The sequence below is a fragment of the Neptunomonas concharum genome (assembly GCF_008630635.1).
Taxonomy (GTDB): Bacteria; Pseudomonadota; Gammaproteobacteria; order Pseudomonadales; family Balneatricaceae; genus Neptunomonas; species Neptunomonas concharum.
Window position 1 is genome coordinate 2908597 of the sequence record NZ_CP043869.1, and the last position, 18398, is coordinate 2926994.

At 46.1% G+C, this 18398-nt stretch carries 17 protein-coding genes; 16 read left to right on the plus strand and 1 reads right to left on the minus strand.

Annotated features, from left to right (window positions below):
* The first annotated feature begins 11 nt into the window (after nt 1–11).
* From F0U83_RS13800 to F0U83_RS13870, 15 genes are all read left to right on the plus strand, one after another.
* Nucleotides 12–2867: a valine--tRNA ligase gene (locus F0U83_RS13800; RefSeq protein ID WP_138987823.1), complete on the plus strand. Its 2856-nt coding sequence runs from the start codon at nt 12–14 to the stop codon at nt 2865–2867.
* A 157-nt stretch (nt 2868–3024) separates the two neighbouring features.
* Nucleotides 3025–3369, plus strand: a complete 345-nt coding sequence (locus tag F0U83_RS13805) for a hypothetical protein (protein ID WP_138987824.1) — start codon at nt 3025–3027, stop codon at nt 3367–3369.
* Between the two features lie 50 nt (nt 3370–3419).
* Entirely contained in the window at nt 3420–4007 is a 588-nt protein-coding gene (locus F0U83_RS13810) for a CBS domain-containing protein (protein WP_170221828.1), read from the plus strand.
* A 203-nt stretch (nt 4008–4210) separates the two neighbouring features.
* Nucleotides 4211–4969, plus strand: a complete 759-nt coding sequence (locus tag F0U83_RS13815) for a substrate-binding periplasmic protein (RefSeq protein ID WP_138987826.1) — start codon at nt 4211–4213, stop codon at nt 4967–4969.
* A 178-nt stretch (nt 4970–5147) separates the two neighbouring features.
* Nucleotides 5148–5990, plus strand: coding sequence for a MotA/TolQ/ExbB proton channel family protein (locus F0U83_RS13820; RefSeq protein WP_246077784.1), 843 nt, complete (start codon nt 5148–5150; stop codon nt 5988–5990).
* Entirely contained in the window at nt 5980–6375 is a 396-nt protein-coding gene (locus F0U83_RS13825) for an ExbD/TolR family protein (RefSeq protein WP_170221830.1), read from the plus strand. The genes F0U83_RS13820 and F0U83_RS13825 overlap by 11 nt, the downstream gene beginning before the upstream one ends.
* The gene (locus F0U83_RS13830; RefSeq protein WP_138987828.1) at nt 6372–6800 is read left to right on the plus strand and encodes an ExbD/TolR family protein; all 429 of its coding nucleotides are present in this window, start codon (nt 6372–6374) and stop codon (nt 6798–6800) included. Before F0U83_RS13825 ends, F0U83_RS13830 begins: the two co-directional genes overlap by 4 nt.
* On the plus strand, nt 6797–7597 hold the full coding sequence (locus F0U83_RS13835; protein WP_138987829.1) for an energy transducer TonB: 801 nt from the start codon (nt 6797–6799) through the stop codon (nt 7595–7597). The genes F0U83_RS13830 and F0U83_RS13835 overlap by 4 nt, the downstream gene beginning before the upstream one ends.
* Nucleotides 7598–7711: 114 nt before the next feature.
* Nucleotides 7712–9937 (plus strand): TonB-dependent receptor, encoded by a 2226-nt coding sequence (locus F0U83_RS13840; RefSeq protein WP_138987830.1) that lies wholly within the window; start codon nt 7712–7714, stop codon nt 9935–9937.
* Nucleotides 9938–9984: 47 nt separating this feature from the next.
* Nucleotides 9985–10668, plus strand: coding sequence for a Fe2+-dependent dioxygenase (locus F0U83_RS13845; protein ID WP_138987831.1), 684 nt, complete (start codon nt 9985–9987; stop codon nt 10666–10668).
* A 13-nt stretch (nt 10669–10681) separates the two neighbouring features.
* Nucleotides 10682–11800: an alpha-hydroxy acid oxidase gene (locus F0U83_RS13850; RefSeq protein WP_138987832.1), complete on the plus strand. Its 1119-nt coding sequence runs from the start codon at nt 10682–10684 to the stop codon at nt 11798–11800.
* A gap of 74 nt (nt 11801–11874) precedes the next feature.
* Complete coding sequence (locus F0U83_RS13855; protein WP_138987833.1) at nt 11875–12942, plus strand: efflux RND transporter periplasmic adaptor subunit; 1068 nt, start codon at nt 11875–11877, stop codon at nt 12940–12942.
* Nucleotides 12939–16025 (plus strand): efflux RND transporter permease subunit, encoded by a 3087-nt coding sequence (locus tag F0U83_RS13860; RefSeq protein ID WP_211343678.1) that lies wholly within the window; start codon nt 12939–12941, stop codon nt 16023–16025. The genes F0U83_RS13855 and F0U83_RS13860 overlap by 4 nt, the downstream gene beginning before the upstream one ends.
* 163 nt (nt 16026–16188) lie before the next feature.
* Nucleotides 16189–16902 (plus strand): hypothetical protein, encoded by a 714-nt coding sequence (locus F0U83_RS13865; RefSeq protein WP_138987834.1) that lies wholly within the window; start codon nt 16189–16191, stop codon nt 16900–16902.
* A complete protein-coding gene (locus F0U83_RS13870; RefSeq protein WP_138987835.1) occupies nt 16899–17369 on the plus strand; it encodes a hypothetical protein in 471 nt (156 codons plus the stop codon). Before F0U83_RS13865 ends, F0U83_RS13870 begins: the two co-directional genes overlap by 4 nt.
* 109 nt (nt 17370–17478) lie before the next feature.
* Here the strand turns inward: F0U83_RS13870 and F0U83_RS17350 are convergent, their stop codons facing one another.
* Nucleotides 17479–17613 carry a hypothetical protein gene (locus tag F0U83_RS17350; RefSeq protein ID WP_276469559.1) on the minus strand — a complete coding sequence of 45 codons (135 nt, stop codon included), beginning with the start codon at nt 17611–17613 and terminating at the stop codon, nt 17479–17481.
* Between the two features lie 523 nt (nt 17614–18136).
* Here F0U83_RS17350 and F0U83_RS13875 point away from each other — a divergent pair.
* Nucleotides 18137–18394, plus strand: coding sequence for a hypothetical protein (locus F0U83_RS13875; protein ID WP_138987836.1), 258 nt, complete (start codon nt 18137–18139; stop codon nt 18392–18394).
* The last annotated feature ends 4 nt before the right edge of the window (nt 18395–18398 follow it).

The window sequence follows — 18398 nt, forward strand, 5'->3', positions numbered from 1 at the left end:
TACAGAATACGATGGAAACTACCTACCAGCCCCATGACATTGAGAAATCCTGGTACAAAACCTGGGAAGAGAATAACTACTTTGCCCCCTCCGGTGAAGGCGATGCTTACTGCATTATGATTCCGCCGCCAAATGTCACCGGCAGTTTGCACATGGGCCATGCTTTCCAGCACACCATTATGGACGCCCTGACCCGCTACAAACGTATGCAGGGGAAAAACACATTATGGCAGGTAGGTACAGACCACGCAGGTATCGCTACTCAAATGGTCGTAGAGCGTAAGCTAGCCGCTGAAACGCAGCAAACTCGCCACGACTTAGGACGTGAGGCATTCATCGAGAAAATCTGGGAGTGGAAAGAAGAATCTGGCGGTACCATCACTAGTCAGATGCGCCGTCTAGGTAACTCCGTCGACTGGCCAAGCGAACGCTTTACAATGGACTCAGGCTTTTACCACGCGGTACAGGAAGTCTTTATCCGCCTCTATGATGACGGCCTCATATATCGTGGTAAGCGTTTAGTTAACTGGGATCCAAAATTACATACCGCCATCTCAGACCTTGAAGTAGAGAACCGTGAAGTAAAAGGCAAGATGTGGTACTTGCGCTACCCCCTAGCAGATGGTGTAAAGACGGACGAAGGTCTGGACTATATCGTTGTCGGTACAACACGTCCTGAAACCATGCTGGGTGATACGGGTGTTGCCGTCAACCCAGAAGATGATCGTTACAAAAGCCTAGTTGGAAAATTTGTTGAATTACCGCTCGTGGGTCGTCGCATACCCATCGTGGCTGACGAATATGCCAACATGGAAAAAGGCACCGGCTGTGTAAAAATCACACCAGCCCACGACTTCAACGATAATGAAGTCGGCAAACGCTGCAAACTCCCTATGATCAACGTCTTAACGTTGAATGCAGACATCCTCGATGAAGCGCAAACTTTCAACAGCGATGGCAGTGTAAACACCGATATTTCTGGCTTTATCCCAGAAAAATACCGCGGCATGGAACGCTTCGCTGCACGTCGCGCCATCATTGCTGACTTCGAAGAAGCGGGATTATTGGTAAAAGTCGAAGAAAACGACATGACAGTCCCTTATGGCGACCGCGGTGGTGTCGTGATTGAACCAATGCTGACTGACCAATGGTTTGCCGATGCAAAAACACTGGCTAAACCCGCTATTGAGGCTGTCGAGAGCGGCGATATCAAATTCGTACCTAAGCAGTATGAAAATATGTTCTTTGCTTGGATGCGTGACATTCAAGACTGGTGCATCTCTCGCCAATTGTGGTGGGGCCATCGCATCCCTGCCTTCTACGATAACGAAGGCAATGTTTACGTCGCACAAGACAAAGACACAGCCCGCCAAAAATACAACTTGGACCCAGAGTTGGAACTGCGTCAAGATGATGACGTACTAGACACCTGGTTCAGCTCTGGTCTGTGGACATTCGGGACACTCGGCTGGCCAGAAAACACCGAGCGCTTACAAACATTCCACCCAACGGATGTACTGGTAACGGGTTTTGACATTATCTTCTTCTGGGTTGCCCGCATGATGATGATGACAATGCATTTCATGAAAAATGAAGATGGCACACCACAGATTCCCTTCAAGACCGTCTATGTAACCGGTCTGATCCGTGATGAAAGCGGCGATAAAATGTCTAAATCCAAAGGTAACGTACTCGACCCTCTGGATATGATCGACGGTATTGAACTGGCCGATTTACTCGAAAAACGCACAGGCAATATGATGCAGCCACAATTGGCTGAAAAGATCGGCAAACGAACTCAGAAAGAGTTCCCAGAAGGGATCTCTGCCCACGGTACTGATGCACTGCGGTTCACGCTAGCCGCGCTGGCGACCACCGGCCGTGATATCAATTGGGATATGAAGCGCTTAGAAGGCTACCGTAACTTCTGCAACAAGATCTGGAATGCCGCCCGTTATGTGTTAATGAACACCCAAGGCGAAGATTGTGGCGTCAATGACGAAGTTGTTGAACTATCACTGGCAGACCGCTGGATCTCAAGTCGTCTGCAACAGCTAGAATCTGATGTAAACCGCCACTTCGAAGAGTACCGATTCGATCTAGCCTCTTCGGCACTGTATGACTTTATATGGAATGAATACTGCGATTGGTATCTAGAACTCTCTAAGCCTGTGCTTTGGGATGATAACGCCTCTGTAGAAGCGAAACGTGGTACCCGCCGTACCCTAGTGCGGGTTTTAGAAGCAATCATGCGTCTCGCCCACCCAATCATGCCTTATATCACCGAAGAGATCTGGCAGCAGGTAAAAACCTTAGCAGGGCAATCTGGCGATACCATCATGCAAAGCGCCTACCCTATGGCTAACCCTGCAAAAGTGGACTTACAAGCAGAAGCCGATATCGAATGGCTAAAAGGGGTTATTATCGGCGTGCGTAACATTCGCGGTGAGATGAATATATCCCCCGCAAAAGACCTGCCGATTCTAATCAAGAACGGCAGCACAGAAGACCAACGTCGCCTTGACGCTAACCGTACTTTCTTAACCAAACTGGCAAAGCTTGACTCAATCACTTGGCTCAACGAAGGCGACGAAGCACCAATGTCAGCCACCCAGCTTGTCGGCAGCATGGAAGTACTGGTGCCTATGGCAGGCTTGATCGACAAAAACGCCGAGTTGGCTCGACTCAAAAAAGAGATGGACAAACTCGATAAAGAGGTTGGCCGTGTAGAAGGGAAACTCAATAACGAGAAATTCGTTGCGAATGCCCCAGCAGAAGTGATTACGAAGGAGCGCGAAAAGCTTGAAAGCGCGCAGATAGCCTTCGCTAAACTGAAAGAGCAGTATGGAAAAATAGAAGCGTTGTAAAACAAGTATGTAGTCGCTTCTTTACTTACCCCATAAAGCCTTGAATTTTCTCAAGGCTTTATATTTTCTACCCACCACCAACCCGGCCTCCCTCATTTCTTTCTCCTACTTTGATCTCACGATTCCAACTCCGATAATTTTGGCCTACACTCAAAGCATGAAACACGCAGAAGTGACTACTATCTCAAACACCAACCCCCTTCGGACGTTTCGTCAGGTGTTGTGTTGTAGCTTGTTTCTTCTGATTTCACTTCAATACCAATCCTTACTAGCATTGGATTCTTGCACTGAGCGACTATCTCTCGCCAGTGATGCTATCGTCATTGAACTACTTCCTTCGTTAGACAATGCGGAGTCGGATACCAACGACTTAGCGACACAACGACTTCTCGACTCCCACCTGCAGCGCCAAAGCTCTCAAAGATTCACGCTCAGACAACCACCACTTTTTGAAACGCGCTGGGTCATTCCCCCCAGCCGAGCGTCACCTGCCACCAGCTAACTCTTACTTTTCTCAAATAGTAAATTACAGCTTAAAAGCAGGATTCAATGATGAATAACTATCGCGAACTTAAAACGATTCTCTTAGATGCGTCTGACCATATTGCTCGGCCCGGTACTCCTAGCGAATACACACTGGATACCCCTGCAATCAATATCATGACCGACTTTGAGAGGGTTCAACCTTTACTCATGGAGAAGAATGTATCCATCGATGATGCGCGAAGTATGATGAAGCGGATGCATGTGCGCTCAATATTAGTCATCGATAAAGATGAAAACTTTCGTGGCCTTCTAACGCTGGCCGATTTAGAAAGCCGCTTGGCGATGAGTATTGCAACCTCAGCAGGGCTAAAAAGAGAAGATATATCCATCAAAGAAGTGATGACACCACGAGAGAAACTTCATGCCGTCCCTCTTCATGAAATCAGCCATGCGAAAATTGGCGACCTTCTACAGACACTACAACATGTTGGCACACCTCATATACTCGTCGTAGATACGCTGAAGCACGAAATTCGAGGCGTCATAGCCTCAAGCGATATAGCCCGTAGGCTGAAAATCCCAGTGGATGTATCTAAACGAGCAGCCAGTTTTAGCGAAGTTGTTGGTGTGCTTTTTACGGGTAAAGACACCTAAAGCCACGTTAATAAGCCCTCTCTAAATCTACAATAACCAAAACCGCTTTACCTAACTCTATGCTAGTTGGGTAAAGCATTCTTATTTTTCTTAAACACAGATAGAAAATCGTTTAGCACAGAGATTCCTAACTCCTTGATTGATCTTGAAATATTCACACTGCTAGCCTACATTAGATATACACAATGTAATCACAGGTTAATATGCGCTTCTTTTTTCATACTGCTCTCTGCGTTCTTGGTGCAGCTTTATCTCTAAATGTGGCTGCAACCCAATGCACAAGCCTGCGCGTTGCTGGCGCAAGTCAGTGGTTTCCTTTTGCATATCACGATCCCCTTGTACCCAACATACCTCAGGGTATCGCGTTTGATGTCGTGCGTCTGATAGCCTCAGATATTAACATACCCATACAGTATATTGACGACCTGCCTTGGCGCAGAATAGAGCAAGCCATGCTAGATGGCAGCGTAGACCTTTTGGCCGGAAACTATGCCAATAGTGAAAGGGAAAAAGCCTGGCTACTAACGCAGCCATTTTCTGAAGACGATGTTCGTGTTTTTGTAAAACCAGAGAGTTCGATTAGGTTTGATAAGCTAAAAGATCTAGAAAACTACGCAGGCTTAATCCCCTCAGGTGTCAGCTTCGGCAGAGAGTTTGATGATTACAAACATAAACTCAACATTACTGAAGTCGAACTGCATGAACAAATGGTCTCGATGTTAGTATCACAACGAGCCGACTATATTGTACTTCCACGATTTAGTGGTTTGAAAAGAGTTAATCTTTTAGGCTACCAAGGGAAGGTAATACCTCTCGATACTCCCGTCAGCAAGAACAATGTACACCTTTCTATGTCTCGGGAATCTCCATGCAAGGCTCTATTAAGTCAGATTAACGAACGGATTCTTGAAAATAGAAAGAACGGAAACATCTCCGCCATTGAAGCCAAATACGCTCAATAACATAATCCCCCCCTCTCTACTCTCTCGTCTTACCTACGATCACCTATATCTGCCACAGAATGTAACCACTGCCTCACCTTCTCCATACTTTTAACCATTTAAATATTGCAAACCCACTTACATATATAATAATATAAATAACAATCATTATCATTAACACTAATAATCAGGTGTCGCATTGGACAGTTCATCTCCCCTATTCATACATCCCAGCAAGCATGAACAGGAAGCTCCATTTATTGACTCTATGGACTTTTTATCCCCGGACTCTGATGTAAGCTCTACAAGCGTAGCCGTTAATAAAGCAGTAGGCATCGACAGTACAACAGAGCTTCCAGATATACTGACTCAACATCCCGAAATTCAAACGTTAACTGAATGGCTTCAGTTAGGCGGCCCTGTAGTGTGGATACTTGCCATTTTTTCCATGATAGCCACTGCTCTCATTCTCCTGAAAGTCTGGCAATTTATTAAGCTACGCCCCGAGAGCTATAGCGATGTTCAAAAAAGCTTGGCACTTTGGAAGCAAGGAGAGTATGAGGCAGCCCAATTGCAACTGAAGAAAAAACGACCGGTTTCTGCTGTCGTGTCTTTTGCCATGACAGGACTACACGACGCTTCACAAAACAAGCTGCTTTTACAGGAGGAGATACAACGCTTAGCAAGTGCTTACATCAACCAACTACGTACCTATCTGCGACCCTTAGAAGTCATCGCAAATTTGAGTCCGTTACTAGGGTTGCTGGGGACGGTTTTAGGTATGATCGTAGCTTTTCAACAAATGGCCGATGCAGGAAGCCAGGTAGACCCATCGATGTTATCTGGTGGTATCTGGCAGGCGCTCTTAACAACTGCGGTTGGCCTTTGTGTTGCCATACCTGTCGTGGCTATACACAGCTGGTTAGATAGAAAAACAGAACGAATCGCACTGTTAATGAATGATGCCGTTACGCAAGTATTTACCCACCAAGCCTTACCAAGAACACCTGTCTTAACTGAGGTTACACAGCGTGCTGCTTGATATTTTACCGGCCCAGAAACGAAAGGCTATCAGCCTTACACCACTAATCGATGTCGTGTTCATCTTGCTGCTTTTTTTTATGTTATCGACCAGTTTTATAAGATGGAAAGAGATCACAATTTCAAGCGCACAAGGCTCTACTGAAAGCACAAGAAGCATCGTTAAAGTGGAGCTGATTTCTGAAAGTGGCCGCTTTCTTGTTAACGGCACAAAATATGAAAGTGATGACTTGGGAAGTGTTAATCGGATCATTCAGCAACAGCCAGACAGTGTCTTTGCAATAGCTGCCAACCCGCATATCTCGACACAAGCACTAATAGATTTACTCGAGCACTTTAAACAAGCGGGAGCTCAACATGTTTCATTAACGGCGGTCGTACCATGAAACCTTTGATGATAAATCTGCCTGATAGCGGCAAATCAAACAGCAGTGATGACAACCTAATACCACTGATCAATATTGTCTTTCTTATGTTGATCTTCTTTATGGTTGCCGGGCAAATACAACGTACAGATAGCATCAAAATAGAACCACCCCAATCAGTAAGTTCTCTATCACCAGAGGATGAAAAAGTCTCGCTTATCATTGAGCATGATGGCTCAATCCACTTAGAAGACACAGCCGTCGAACTTGATCAACTCGCAAACCTTTTAGCACTCCAGATAAGCCATCAACCAACATCAAGCTTACTGATAAAAACTGATGCAACGCTTCCTGCAGAGAAGTTGTATGAAATTTTAAAGTATGTGCGTGCGGCTGGGTTTCAAAAGATCAGTCTGGCCACCCGCTTACGAGTGGAGGCATCATGATAGGCACCTCTCCTCTTATACGAACCTATCAGGTAGCTATCGCCTTATTTTTTGCGGTCGCTTTACACTTGCTGCTCCTGTTCACGTTAAGCGCCCAAGCAGAGACAGGAGCAAAAAACGAAGGCGAAATGGGAATCGAGATCGATTTAGGCATGCTAGGTGACCTTGGAACATCTCAAGAAACAGTTGACGAGCCACCTGCTGAAACACAGCCTGTGGAACCTGTGACAACGCCATCAGAGACTGTTGTAGAACCAGATATTGCTGAAGTTATACCGGACCCTGAACCAGAGCCAGTAGTGGCACCGCTACACGTTAAGCAAAAACCAAAACCCAAAACACAGATAAAGACGAAAAATCATGTGGTTAAAGCACCAGATACACCGCAGCCGGATAAGTTGCCATCTGATCTCCCCCCTTCAGATCAGCCAGCAACTCAGCCGGTATCGATGCAAAAACAATCCACAGGCCGTGGACAAGCTTTAACCCATGGTGGGCAACCGGCTGCTGAACGCTCTTACTATGCGTTATTGGCAGCAAAGTTAGCCCAACATAAGCGGTATCCTAAGTCTTCTAGACGACGGGGCGAAGAAGGTGAAGTGACACTTTTCTTTGTACTTGATCGTTCAGGTCGCGTCTTAGAATCCCGTATTCACACCAGCTCAGGCTTTCCTAAGCTGGATAATGCTGTCATCAAAATGTTGCATAAAGCCGCGCCTTTACCGGCATTCCCCAAAGATATGCTACAGCCTCAGCTAACCGTGAAGATACCTGTTTCTTTTAAGCTGAACAGTTAACCGATGGCACTAACTAACAGGGGCTCATAATACAAATCAAACAACAAACCGACAAAGAACCCCAAAGAACCTGCGAGCTATACCTACAACACAATAAACTCTCGGAGAAAAAACATGCCATCTCAGGTTTTGGGATCCCAACAAACCAACATACCATGCCTACCAAGTTGCGTCATAAGCAGCTTAGCACTGGCTATCTCAGCTGCGATTACTCCGCAAGTAATGGCAGCAGAAGAAGTCAATCTGACGCCGCTACTGATTGAAGACAGAGGCATAGCCGCAGGCCGCAACCCTTACGCAGAGCCCGATGCGCCTTATAAAGCCAAACGCCTATCTGATAGCCGCCAGGTTCGTGATATTGCTGACACCCCCCACACGATGACGGTTATCACCAAAGAGGTGATTGAAGAATCAGGAAAAACAGAATTAAAAGACCTCTTAAGTGCTCAACCCGGTATTACGCTGGGAACAGGCGAAGGCGGGAACTCCTTTGGTGATCGTTATATTATCCGTGGTTACGAAGCTCGCAATGATGTTTACACAGACGGCCTGCGCGACCCGGGGCTGATTACACGAGAAACCTTTGCACTCGAACAAGTTGAAATTTCAAAAGGCCCTAATTCCACATTCGCTGGCCGTGGCTCCACTGGTGGCTCCGTAAACAGTGTTACAAAGAAAGCGAGTCAAGCTGAAAGTTTCACGACACTGCAAGGAGGCTTAGGCACAGATAAGTACAAACGATTTACACTGGATACTAACCAAGCCGTCAACGAAGACCTAGCCATACGATTCAACGCATTGTTCAGCGATGCAGATATACCCGACCGAGCTCCTGCAGCAGAACAACGCCAAGGGGCCTTGTTATCGGGCGTTTTACAAGCCACCGATACCCTAAAAATCTCAGCGGATTATTATCACTTTCGCGGAGATGATCTCAGCGATGCAGGAACCTTCTTGGTAGACGGTAAGCCAGACAACCAGGTCAAATATGTAGGACAAGATGGTCTGGATTTCCAGGACACCGCTGCCGACATTTTCACGCTAAAGTTTGATGCTGATTTAACTGACGACATTCGACTCGAGAATAAGAGCCGTATTGGCCAAACAGAAAACAATTATATCATCTCGGCTTACAGCAAGCGCCGCGGCAGCCTACGCTCATTCACGGGGTGGCAAGAAAATGATTATATCGGCAATCAAACCAACCTGATCATTGACAAGAAACTAGGTGATAGCCGCCATACCATCATCGCTGGAATTGAGTATGCCAATGAAAAAACCAAAGCTGGACGCTATACCGTCACTACTGACAGTGTAACCATTGATCCTTATAACCCAGACAATAGTAGCTGGAAAGGAACCACCAATCGTGATCCATCTCGCACAGAGCTTGAGCTGAAAACCGTTTCAGCCTACTTAATGGACACGGTGACATTCAGTCCTCAGTGGGAACTATTCGGCGGTGTTCGTTATGATTACTTTGACTACGACATGTGGGCAGCAGCTCGTACCAACAGGGACGGCTCCATCACGCCAGAAAAAGAGTATAGCTTTAGCGATGGTTTTCTAAACGGACATCTGGGCGTGGTCTATTCACCTTGGGACAATGGTAACATCTACGCCAGCTGGAGCACTTCATCCAATATCAATGGCGGAGAAGCTGACGCAGGTACTAACTGTGGCTATGGGGGACTCTGTTCAGATAGTGATGGTAACTACAAAAATGCTGACCCAGAGCAATCGACCAACGTTGAATTAGGCACAAAGTGGAACCTAATGAATGAAAAACTGCTACTCACTGCAGCAGTTTTCCGTACGACCAAGGATAAGGTCATAGAAGGTGGAAGCAACTCTTACGAAAGCGGCGGATCATTAAATACCGGTAAAAATCGCGTCGAAGGTATTGAATTGGGGCTGTCCGGCAACCTGACCCCCAAGCTAAGTGCACAAGCGGGTATTGCCATAATGGATTCAGAAACATTGAAATCCTATAACGAAGAAAATATCGGTAAGCCTAAAGCCAACTTTGCTGAGCAAAGTGCCAACCTACAGCTGAAGTATCAAGCCACACCTCGCTTTGCCTTCGGTGGTACGATGACATACTCCAGCGAGATTTTTGGAGGCCAACCGGACACTGCGGCTCGAACGTCCATTGAGCTGGATGGTTATACGGTCTACGATCTTTTTGCGAGCTACCAATTTAACGACCAACTCAGCCTAAGGGCGAACATCCAAAACCTGACCGATGAAGACTACTACACCGCGGTTTACCGAGGTGGGAGTATTGTATATATCGGTGATGGCCGCTCAGCCAACGTCAATCTCATCTATAAATTCTAACCCGTTGGGGGCATTAGCCCCCTTTCCTCGTTGGATATAACCCACACATGATAATTCGAATTCAAAAGCTGCTCACAAAGAGCGCTGTTGACCAGCTTCGTATTCACCTTGACCAAGCACAATGGGAAGATGGTCGTGCCACAGCAGGCACCCAAGCAAAGGATCAAAAACGTAATCAACAAATCCCTCAGCAAAGTGAAATAGCTCAGCAAATAGGCGATTTTATTCTAACGGCGTTATCTCAGCACCCCACGTTTATTGCGGCCGCCTTACCGTTAAAAATTTACCCACCGATGCTAAATCGATATGAACAGGGGGAAACTTATGGGCTGCATGTCGATAATGCGATTCGTATCGTGCCTGGAACACCGGTTCGAGTAAGAACCGATCTCTCTGCCACCCTATTTCTGAGCGAGCCTGATGAATATCAAGGCGGTGAATTGCAGATAGAAGATAACTACGGCACTCACAATGTAAAGCTTGCAGCTGGTGATATGATCCTCTACCCCTCCACCCGTTTGCACCAAGTGACACCTGTCACCCAAGGTTGCCGCACCAGTGCTTTTCTTTGGTTACAAAGCATGGTGCGTAGCCATGAACAGCGTGAAATACTATTCGATCTTGATCAAAGTATTCAATCGCTAACGCCCATTCATGGCCATGAACACCCTGATGTGATGCGTCTTACCACCACTTATCACCGACTCATTCGCCAATGGTGCGATACTTGATACTGGAGCAGCCATGCACTACCCATCCACACTAACACAAATCCCCCGCGATCTTGTTAGTCTAAGCGACTATGAGCGGTACGCTAAACGCCACCTATCCGGTGCAATTTACGACTATATTTCAGGCGGCGGTGCTGACGAAGTTACCCTCAAGCGCAACCGCAAAATTTTGGATCAATATTTCATACAGCCGAGAGTTTTGCAGGATGTAACCAAAGGAACAACCGCAACCCGCCTTTTAGGTGAATCGTTTCGCCACCCCATTTTGCTTGCACCGGTAGCATTTCAAAAAATCGCTCACCCAGACGGAGAACTGGCCACAGCTGCTGCCGCAAGCTTACTCGAGGCAGGGATGGTGGTAAGCACATTGGCCTCTGAGTCGATTGAAAATATTGCCCAAACACTTAAGTCGCCAAAGTGGTTTCAGCTATACTTTCAGCAAAGTAAAGCGTTTACATTAGAGCTGATTAAACGCGCAGAAGCGGCTGGCTATACCGCCTTAATCGTAACTGTCGACGCGCCACTACATGGCATTCGTAATCGCGCTCAACGAGCAGGGTTCCAGCTACCTAAAGGCATCGAAGCCGTCAATTTAAGAGATCGCCCTCCCTTACCTGAAGCGATACTGGATCCTAATGAGAGTATTGTTTTCCAAGGGATGATGACCGAAGCTCCCACCTGGAATGAAATTGAGTGGCTTATCAAAAACACTCAACTGCCTATCATTCTCAAGGGTGTTTTACATCCTGCCGATGCGCTACGCGCTAAAGATATGGGAGTCTCTGGTATCGTTGTATCTAACCATGGCGGGCGGGTGCTGGATTGCGTCCCAACCGCCATTGAGATGCTGCCTGTTATCAGATCTCATGCTGGGGATGATTTTTTACTCCTAATGGATGGTGCTATCGAGCGAGGTACGGACGTATTTAAAGCGATCGCTCTCGGTGCAGATGCCGTAATGGTCGGGCGACCCCAAATCTATGCATTAGCAGTTGCAGGATCCTTAGGCGTAGCGCATATGTTGCGCATCATTAGAGAAGAACTGGAAGTCACTATGGCTTTAGCCGGAACCTCAAACGTATCGGATATTCGCCAAGCAATACTCTGGCAAGGCGGGTTTCAAAGGCTATAGATCTTTAATATAAATGCCCCTAGAATCGGTTGGTCTGCCTCGGCCCCTCCGAGGAGCAGCGTTTGTGAGGCCATATGCTTTCAGCTTTGTTTCGACCGCTCTCATTCATTTGTATTCTTGGGGTATTTGGCACCGGATGCTCTGAAGCACCACCTCCTACTCGTGCTCAGAAGCCCACTCGCCAACACTTAGTCGAGGCAATTCACGCCCAACCTTCTATTAACTCAATCATACGAGAAAGAGCTGGCACGCTAAAAGCCATCCGCGAAATACAGGTCTTCAATCAGGAGGAGGGACGCATTATTGAGATGCCTTTCTTCGAGGGAGATACGATTAACAAAGGAGATCTTATTGTTCGCTTGGATGATCATTTACTGAAAGCTCAACTGCAACGGACACAAGCAATAAGACGCAAAGCCGAAAAAGATCTACAGCGTGTTCGTAGCCTCAATCAGCGTAAACTTACTTCAGTGACTGACTTAAATGATGCTGAGACGGCGCTTGAAATTGCAAAAGCTGATGAGCAGCTTCTCCAAACGCGACTTGACTACACCCGCTTATATGCCCCTATCAGTGGGATTGTCAGTGAGCGGCTAAGTGAAACTAACAATATTGCCGAGCGCTATACCCACCTACTTACCCTATCTGACCAAAGTGCTTTAGTCACTGAAGTACCGATTTCAGAGCTATTGCTGAATCAACTATCTATCGGTGATGAGGTTGATATTCGTATCGATGCGCTTACGCACTTAAACACCCTTAAAGGGGAAATCACACGCATACACCCTAATCTAAACCCTATAACACGCACAGGCACTGTAGAAATATCAATTAATCCGGTTCCCTCAGGAGCAAGACCCGGACAATTAGCCAGAGTAACGCTCAATACCCAAACTGCTGAGCGACTACTCGTCCCCTTCTCCTCGTTACGTAGAGATGCGCAAGGAGATTATTTATTCATTTTGAACAACCAACAGAAGGCGAAAAAATCCTACATAAGAACAGGTGAACGAATTGCAGAAAGCATTGAGGTTCTGGAGGGGCTAAATGCAGGCGATCAAGTTATCACAAGAGGTTTTACTAACCTAAAATCAGGTACTGATGTCACGCTCGTCAAATCCGCACAAGGTACTTTACCGTGAGTAGCCCCCAAAGAGGATTAGCCGCCTGGTCGATTCGTCACCCTGTAGGCGTCAGTATGATAGCGCTTGCCGTCATTGTCTTGGGTATGTTTGCACTAAGTAAACTGGCGATAGATCTGCTTCCCCATATCATTTACCCAGAGATCCGTGTACGTATCACCGACTCAGGCGTTCCTTCAACTGTCATGGAAGATAAAATAACTCGACAATTGGAGGAACAACTCGCCATTACTGAAGATGTCATCAGCATTCAATCGAATACCAGTCGGGGCTTAAGCACCGTCGATCTCGCCTTTGAGTATGGCAAAGATATTGATATAGCACTGCGGGATGCCAGCACACGTTTGGATAGAGCCAAACGTTTTTTACCTGACTCAATTGACCCACCCGTCATCTACAAACTTGACCCTTCACAAATTCCCGTCATGGAGTTTGTCATTAGTTCACCACTGAGAGAAACCATAGAGCTGAGGCGTTGGGTAGACCACCAACTGAGTAAGTGGTTTATTAATCTGCCCGGTGTTGCTGCAGCGGAAGTGGGAGGCGGCGTTGAAAGAGAGATACAAGTCATTCCCGATCAAAAACGACTAGCCGGCTTAGGCCTCACCTACAAAGACCTTACCAATGCCATCCAAAAAGCCAATAGCGACGAACCGATTGGGCGCATTCAGATGCCATCCAATGAAATCACCGGACGCATCCAAGGGCGTATTCACTCACTTGATCAATTACGCCAACTGCCTATTAGCCAACAGAATGGACAAATTTTCTACCTCAGTGATGTAGCACGCGTTATTGATCATCAAGAAGATGAGCGGATTTTGATTCGAGCAAATGGTATTAGCGGTATCAAGTTATCTATTCAAAAACAGCCAACCGCCAACACAACCGCTGTGGCCGAGATTGTACAACAGCGACTGGAATGGCTAACAGAGCAAGGAGTGATACCGCAGGATGTTGAGATTATACCGGTAGCTGATCAGTCGGTTTATATTGTGCAATCCCTTAAAAATGCCACGCTTGCGGCAATCAGCGGCGCTTTGTTAGCAATGGCGGTCGTTTATATATTTTTAGGCAATTTAAGACGCACGGTCATTATTGGCAGCGCGATCCCCATTGCCGTCATGTTTACCTGTATTTTAATGGGATTAGGCGGTCTAACACTCAATGTTATGACCCTAGGCGGCTTGGCATTAGGCATTGGAATGTTAGTCGATAACACCATTGTGATGTTAGAAAACATTTACCGCCACCAAGCCGATAATGAACCCTCGAAAGAGGCCGCAACCACAGCGGCAACCGAAGTTAACGGTGCTATTGTGGCCTCGACCTCCACCAACCTGTCAGCCGTTTTGCCCTTTCTATTTATCGGCGGATTAACAGGGTTACTTTTCCGAGAGCTGATTTTCACCATTTCAGCCGCTATTTTTGCGTCAATGGTTATCGCGCTGACGCTAGTTCCCGCCTTTGCCGCTAAAGTAACAACTCTAAGCCGAAACCGTTTTAGAGTATGGTTCGACCATAAAATTGACACGTTACAAACATGCTACGCATGTTTAATCACCAGACTACTCCCGCTTCGTTGGCTCATCGTTTTGCTTTTTTGCAGCGGACTAGCGCTTAGCCTTCCTGTTTTTCTATCCGGCAAGCAAATATTCTTACCCAAACTAGATGACGGGCGTATTCGTATTACCCTATTAGCCGATAGTGGCGTATCGCTTGATGAGATGAATAGCCGCACCCAACAAATTGAATCCCTCTTTGCCGCCCAACCTGAAACCGACACGCTGTTTACCTTAGTTGGAGGCTCCGTATTTGGCCGCACCGCAAGAGAGATCCCTAGCCGCTCCACAATCATTGCTCAACTCAAACCTCTGTCACAACGCACCCTGACAAGTGAAGAGTGGATTGCCAATATGAAGCGACAGATTGCACAGATGCAATTGGCAGGTTTTACCGTGCGCATGTCACAAAGGGGTATACGCGGCATTCGAACCAACAGCGGTGACGACGACATCAGCCTACGACTGCAAGGAAATGATCTCTCAACAATGAAGTTATTAGCTGATGACCTGACTCAGAAAATGCGCGATATCCGCGGCCTTAAAAACATCTCTCACTCTGCAGAAGAGGAGCAGTTTGAACTTGCGATTACATTAGATAGGCAACGTGCCGTCCAACTAGGCCTAGATATTCAGTCACTTACTCAGGCGGCTCGGATCGCTTTGCAAGGCAGCGTCATTAGTGATTTTCTGGATGGCGACCGCAGCTACGATATTCGCTTACGCTTAGCTCAAGAGGAGATAGCCACACCTCAGGATTTAGACGCCATCCTGCTTTTTCCTGAGAACAAATCTCAGCAACCGGTTTATTTAGGTCATGTAGCCGATATCACGCTGATAGAGACACCCGCCTCTATCAAACGCGACAACCAGATGAGGATTATCGAACTCACTGCTACGCTAAGTGAAGAAACCACGCTAGGAGAAGCTATAACTGAATTGCGTCAGCTTCGACAAAACTTCCCTTTACCCGAAGGTTACACGTTATATGACGGCGGTTCAGAGCAGGCATTACAAGCACAGCAACAGCTCACCCACGTACTCTTGTTACTGGCACTCTTTCTTGTATTTGTCGTCATGGCTATTCAATACGAGTCATTACTGAACCCATTGATCATTATTATTAGTGTGCCTTTTGCAGCCTGCGGTGTCTCATTGGCAATCTACTTTTTAAAATTGCCCCTATCCATGCCTATATGGCTCGGCATGATTATGCTCATTGGTATCGTGGTAAACAATGCTATTTTATTAGTGGAGTATATAGAACTTGCGCGAATCAAAGGGAAGTCACTCGATCATGCGGTACGGGAAGCCGCTCGCCTTCGCCTGCGTCCCATTCTGATGACCACACTCAGTACTGTTGTAGGGATGCTGCCTCTGGCTTTAGGGTGGGGAGAAGGTGCCGAAATGCTTCAACCCTTGGCAATAACAGTTGTTTGGGGCCTCAGCTTTTCCATGCTGGTCAGCCTCATCTTAGTACCCATGATGTATAAGCTATTCCACGAATTCAGGCGCACCTAGGCTCCTAATGGCCAGTTAAGTGCGTTGATTTTGCTAAGACCAGTACAGGGTACTGAGTGCATCAGTCCAAACGGGTTACCTGCGTCTAATCTCTTGACTTTAGTCCGGCCTGTTTGGTGTGTACCATAGGCCGTTTATGGTAACCCTATGAATTTAAAAAGATATGAACGCACATTACCAAGCCTTACCCGATAAAGTAAAAAAACTCCTGCGCCCTGAAGCGGATGGTTCAGGCCTCAGTCTGCATACAAAAAAAGGGGTAATGATTAAGCTAGGCGGTGCCTTTCTGTTGTTTTTGTGTGTTCAGTCGCTGGTCTTAAGTGTGGTGCTGGAAGGGCATGAAGGTGCTTTTTACGGCGTACTTACATTGATTAGCGCTTTTACCGGTTTCTATCTATTTGGTCAGTCACACCGACTGGTGTTTGATAGGATGACGAATCGGGTGTTTCTGCAGCGGTCTGCTTGGTGGCGAGCAGAGCAGATGATAGACGCCCATCACGCAGAAACGGTAGAAATACTGCTAACCCGCGGAGAAAGCAACCAACGTCTACAGGTGAGCCTCTTAAACCAATTGTATGTGTTTGATCAGCCTAGTGATGCGCATGCGTTAATGGACTACCTTCAGCAACAGTTTCGTGTCGTGGCGCTTGAGCAAATCAGTGATTGGCCCAATAAGCACCCGTGGCGGGCTGAAGGAGCTGCCCCTCATGCTATTAAACCGGTCCCTGAGAAAACTTCAGCCAAGGTAGAACCTCCTTTATATAAATCTAGTTTAGTGGTACCCATCTGGTCACGCGGAGCATTGTTAAAGCTAGCTTTGCCTATTCCTGTATTTAGTGTGCTAGCGGCGCTTATAGAGTCTGGGGTGTTGTTATGATTTTTAAAGTACACTCACCCAATCGCGCCAGCTATCGACAAGATCTGTTTTCACGCATTCTATTAAGTGGGCTGGGCGCTGTTATTTTGTTGGTGGGTCTATTAAATATCTATTTTGCTGCAGGCCCCGGCGATTTACCGTTTTGGGCGATTGGCCTGATCACCACACTGGGCTGGCACGCTACCTTTACTCACTACAGAGTAAGGGTAAACCTACAAACCCGTAAAATAGTGTTGAAAGCCTCTAGTATCTACCCCATTTTTTACCGTGAATATAATTTAAACGACGTACTTGGGTTTAGAGTGATTAGCCGTGGTGCAAAGAATCTGCCTTACCAGGTCGTGATGATGTGCAAAAATGGTGAGCAGGTGGCGATCAGTAATCTTCGCTATCCAGCCTATGCAAAGCAAGTCGCACAAGAGTTTGCTGACTTTACACACCTGCCTGTGACGGTGGATATGATTTAGGTTTCTAGACACAACAATCCCATCACTTACCTACCGCTGAAAAGCAAAACGCCCGAAAAATATCGGGCGTTTACTTAGAACCTATATAAGGGTTGGACAGACTGTAAGATTACTTCTTGGTTTGGTCTTCGTTCATCAGATGACGAACTTTGAAGAACCCCCACACCATCACCGCAGTCATGCCTGCCACACCCAGAAGGCTAGGCCAGAGAGTTTCAAAAGCATAAGGATCAATACCAAACATAACCACACCTCATTGAGAATTCTTTTTAACGTTGGTAACAGATTACACGGCAACACATTAGAAAAAATTGATATGGCTCAACACTTCTACCTGATATTTCTTAACCACAAGTAACCACATGATTTAAAAGAATTTTATATCACCCATCATTAACTTAGCAGATCAAACACTTGATCTAAGTCAAAAGTTTCCCTCCCGCCCTCTACCCCACGAGCTCGCAGTTAGCAGCCTGGAAGGCTTATCGATAAATATAAACTTTATGAATTATCAAAATTAAGTAAAGATTTACTAAAAATTATTTTTGTTTATTCATATATGCAAAAATTTAAAATTAAATTTCTATATATAACAACAAATTATAAATTTTACTAAGAAGCATTTATAACGCAGAAAATTTTTATTTATTCGTTATAAATCAATAATTTAAATAGAACAAAAAACCTTTAAAAACTTGACTTAAAATCAATATATAATATAAAATAATCATTAAGATTTAACGATTAATCAAAAAAGGTGAAAGACAATGCAAGAGAGAGAAATAAAACTTCTTTTTAATGCGGGTGTTTTTGAATCTTGCCAAGCAACACCTGTTGCTATGTCACGAGGATGGACACTGAAATTTATCGTTAAAGACGCGAGCGTAATCACGCTGGATCTTCAGAGAAGTAAGAAAGAGAGGGAATTTAAAAGTCTGGACGGAGCTGCTGCCGTCGCTAAACGAATAGGGTTTGAGTGGTTAAATGTGCATATTGGTGAGCTAGAATGGAGAGAAAAAGTATAAGGCG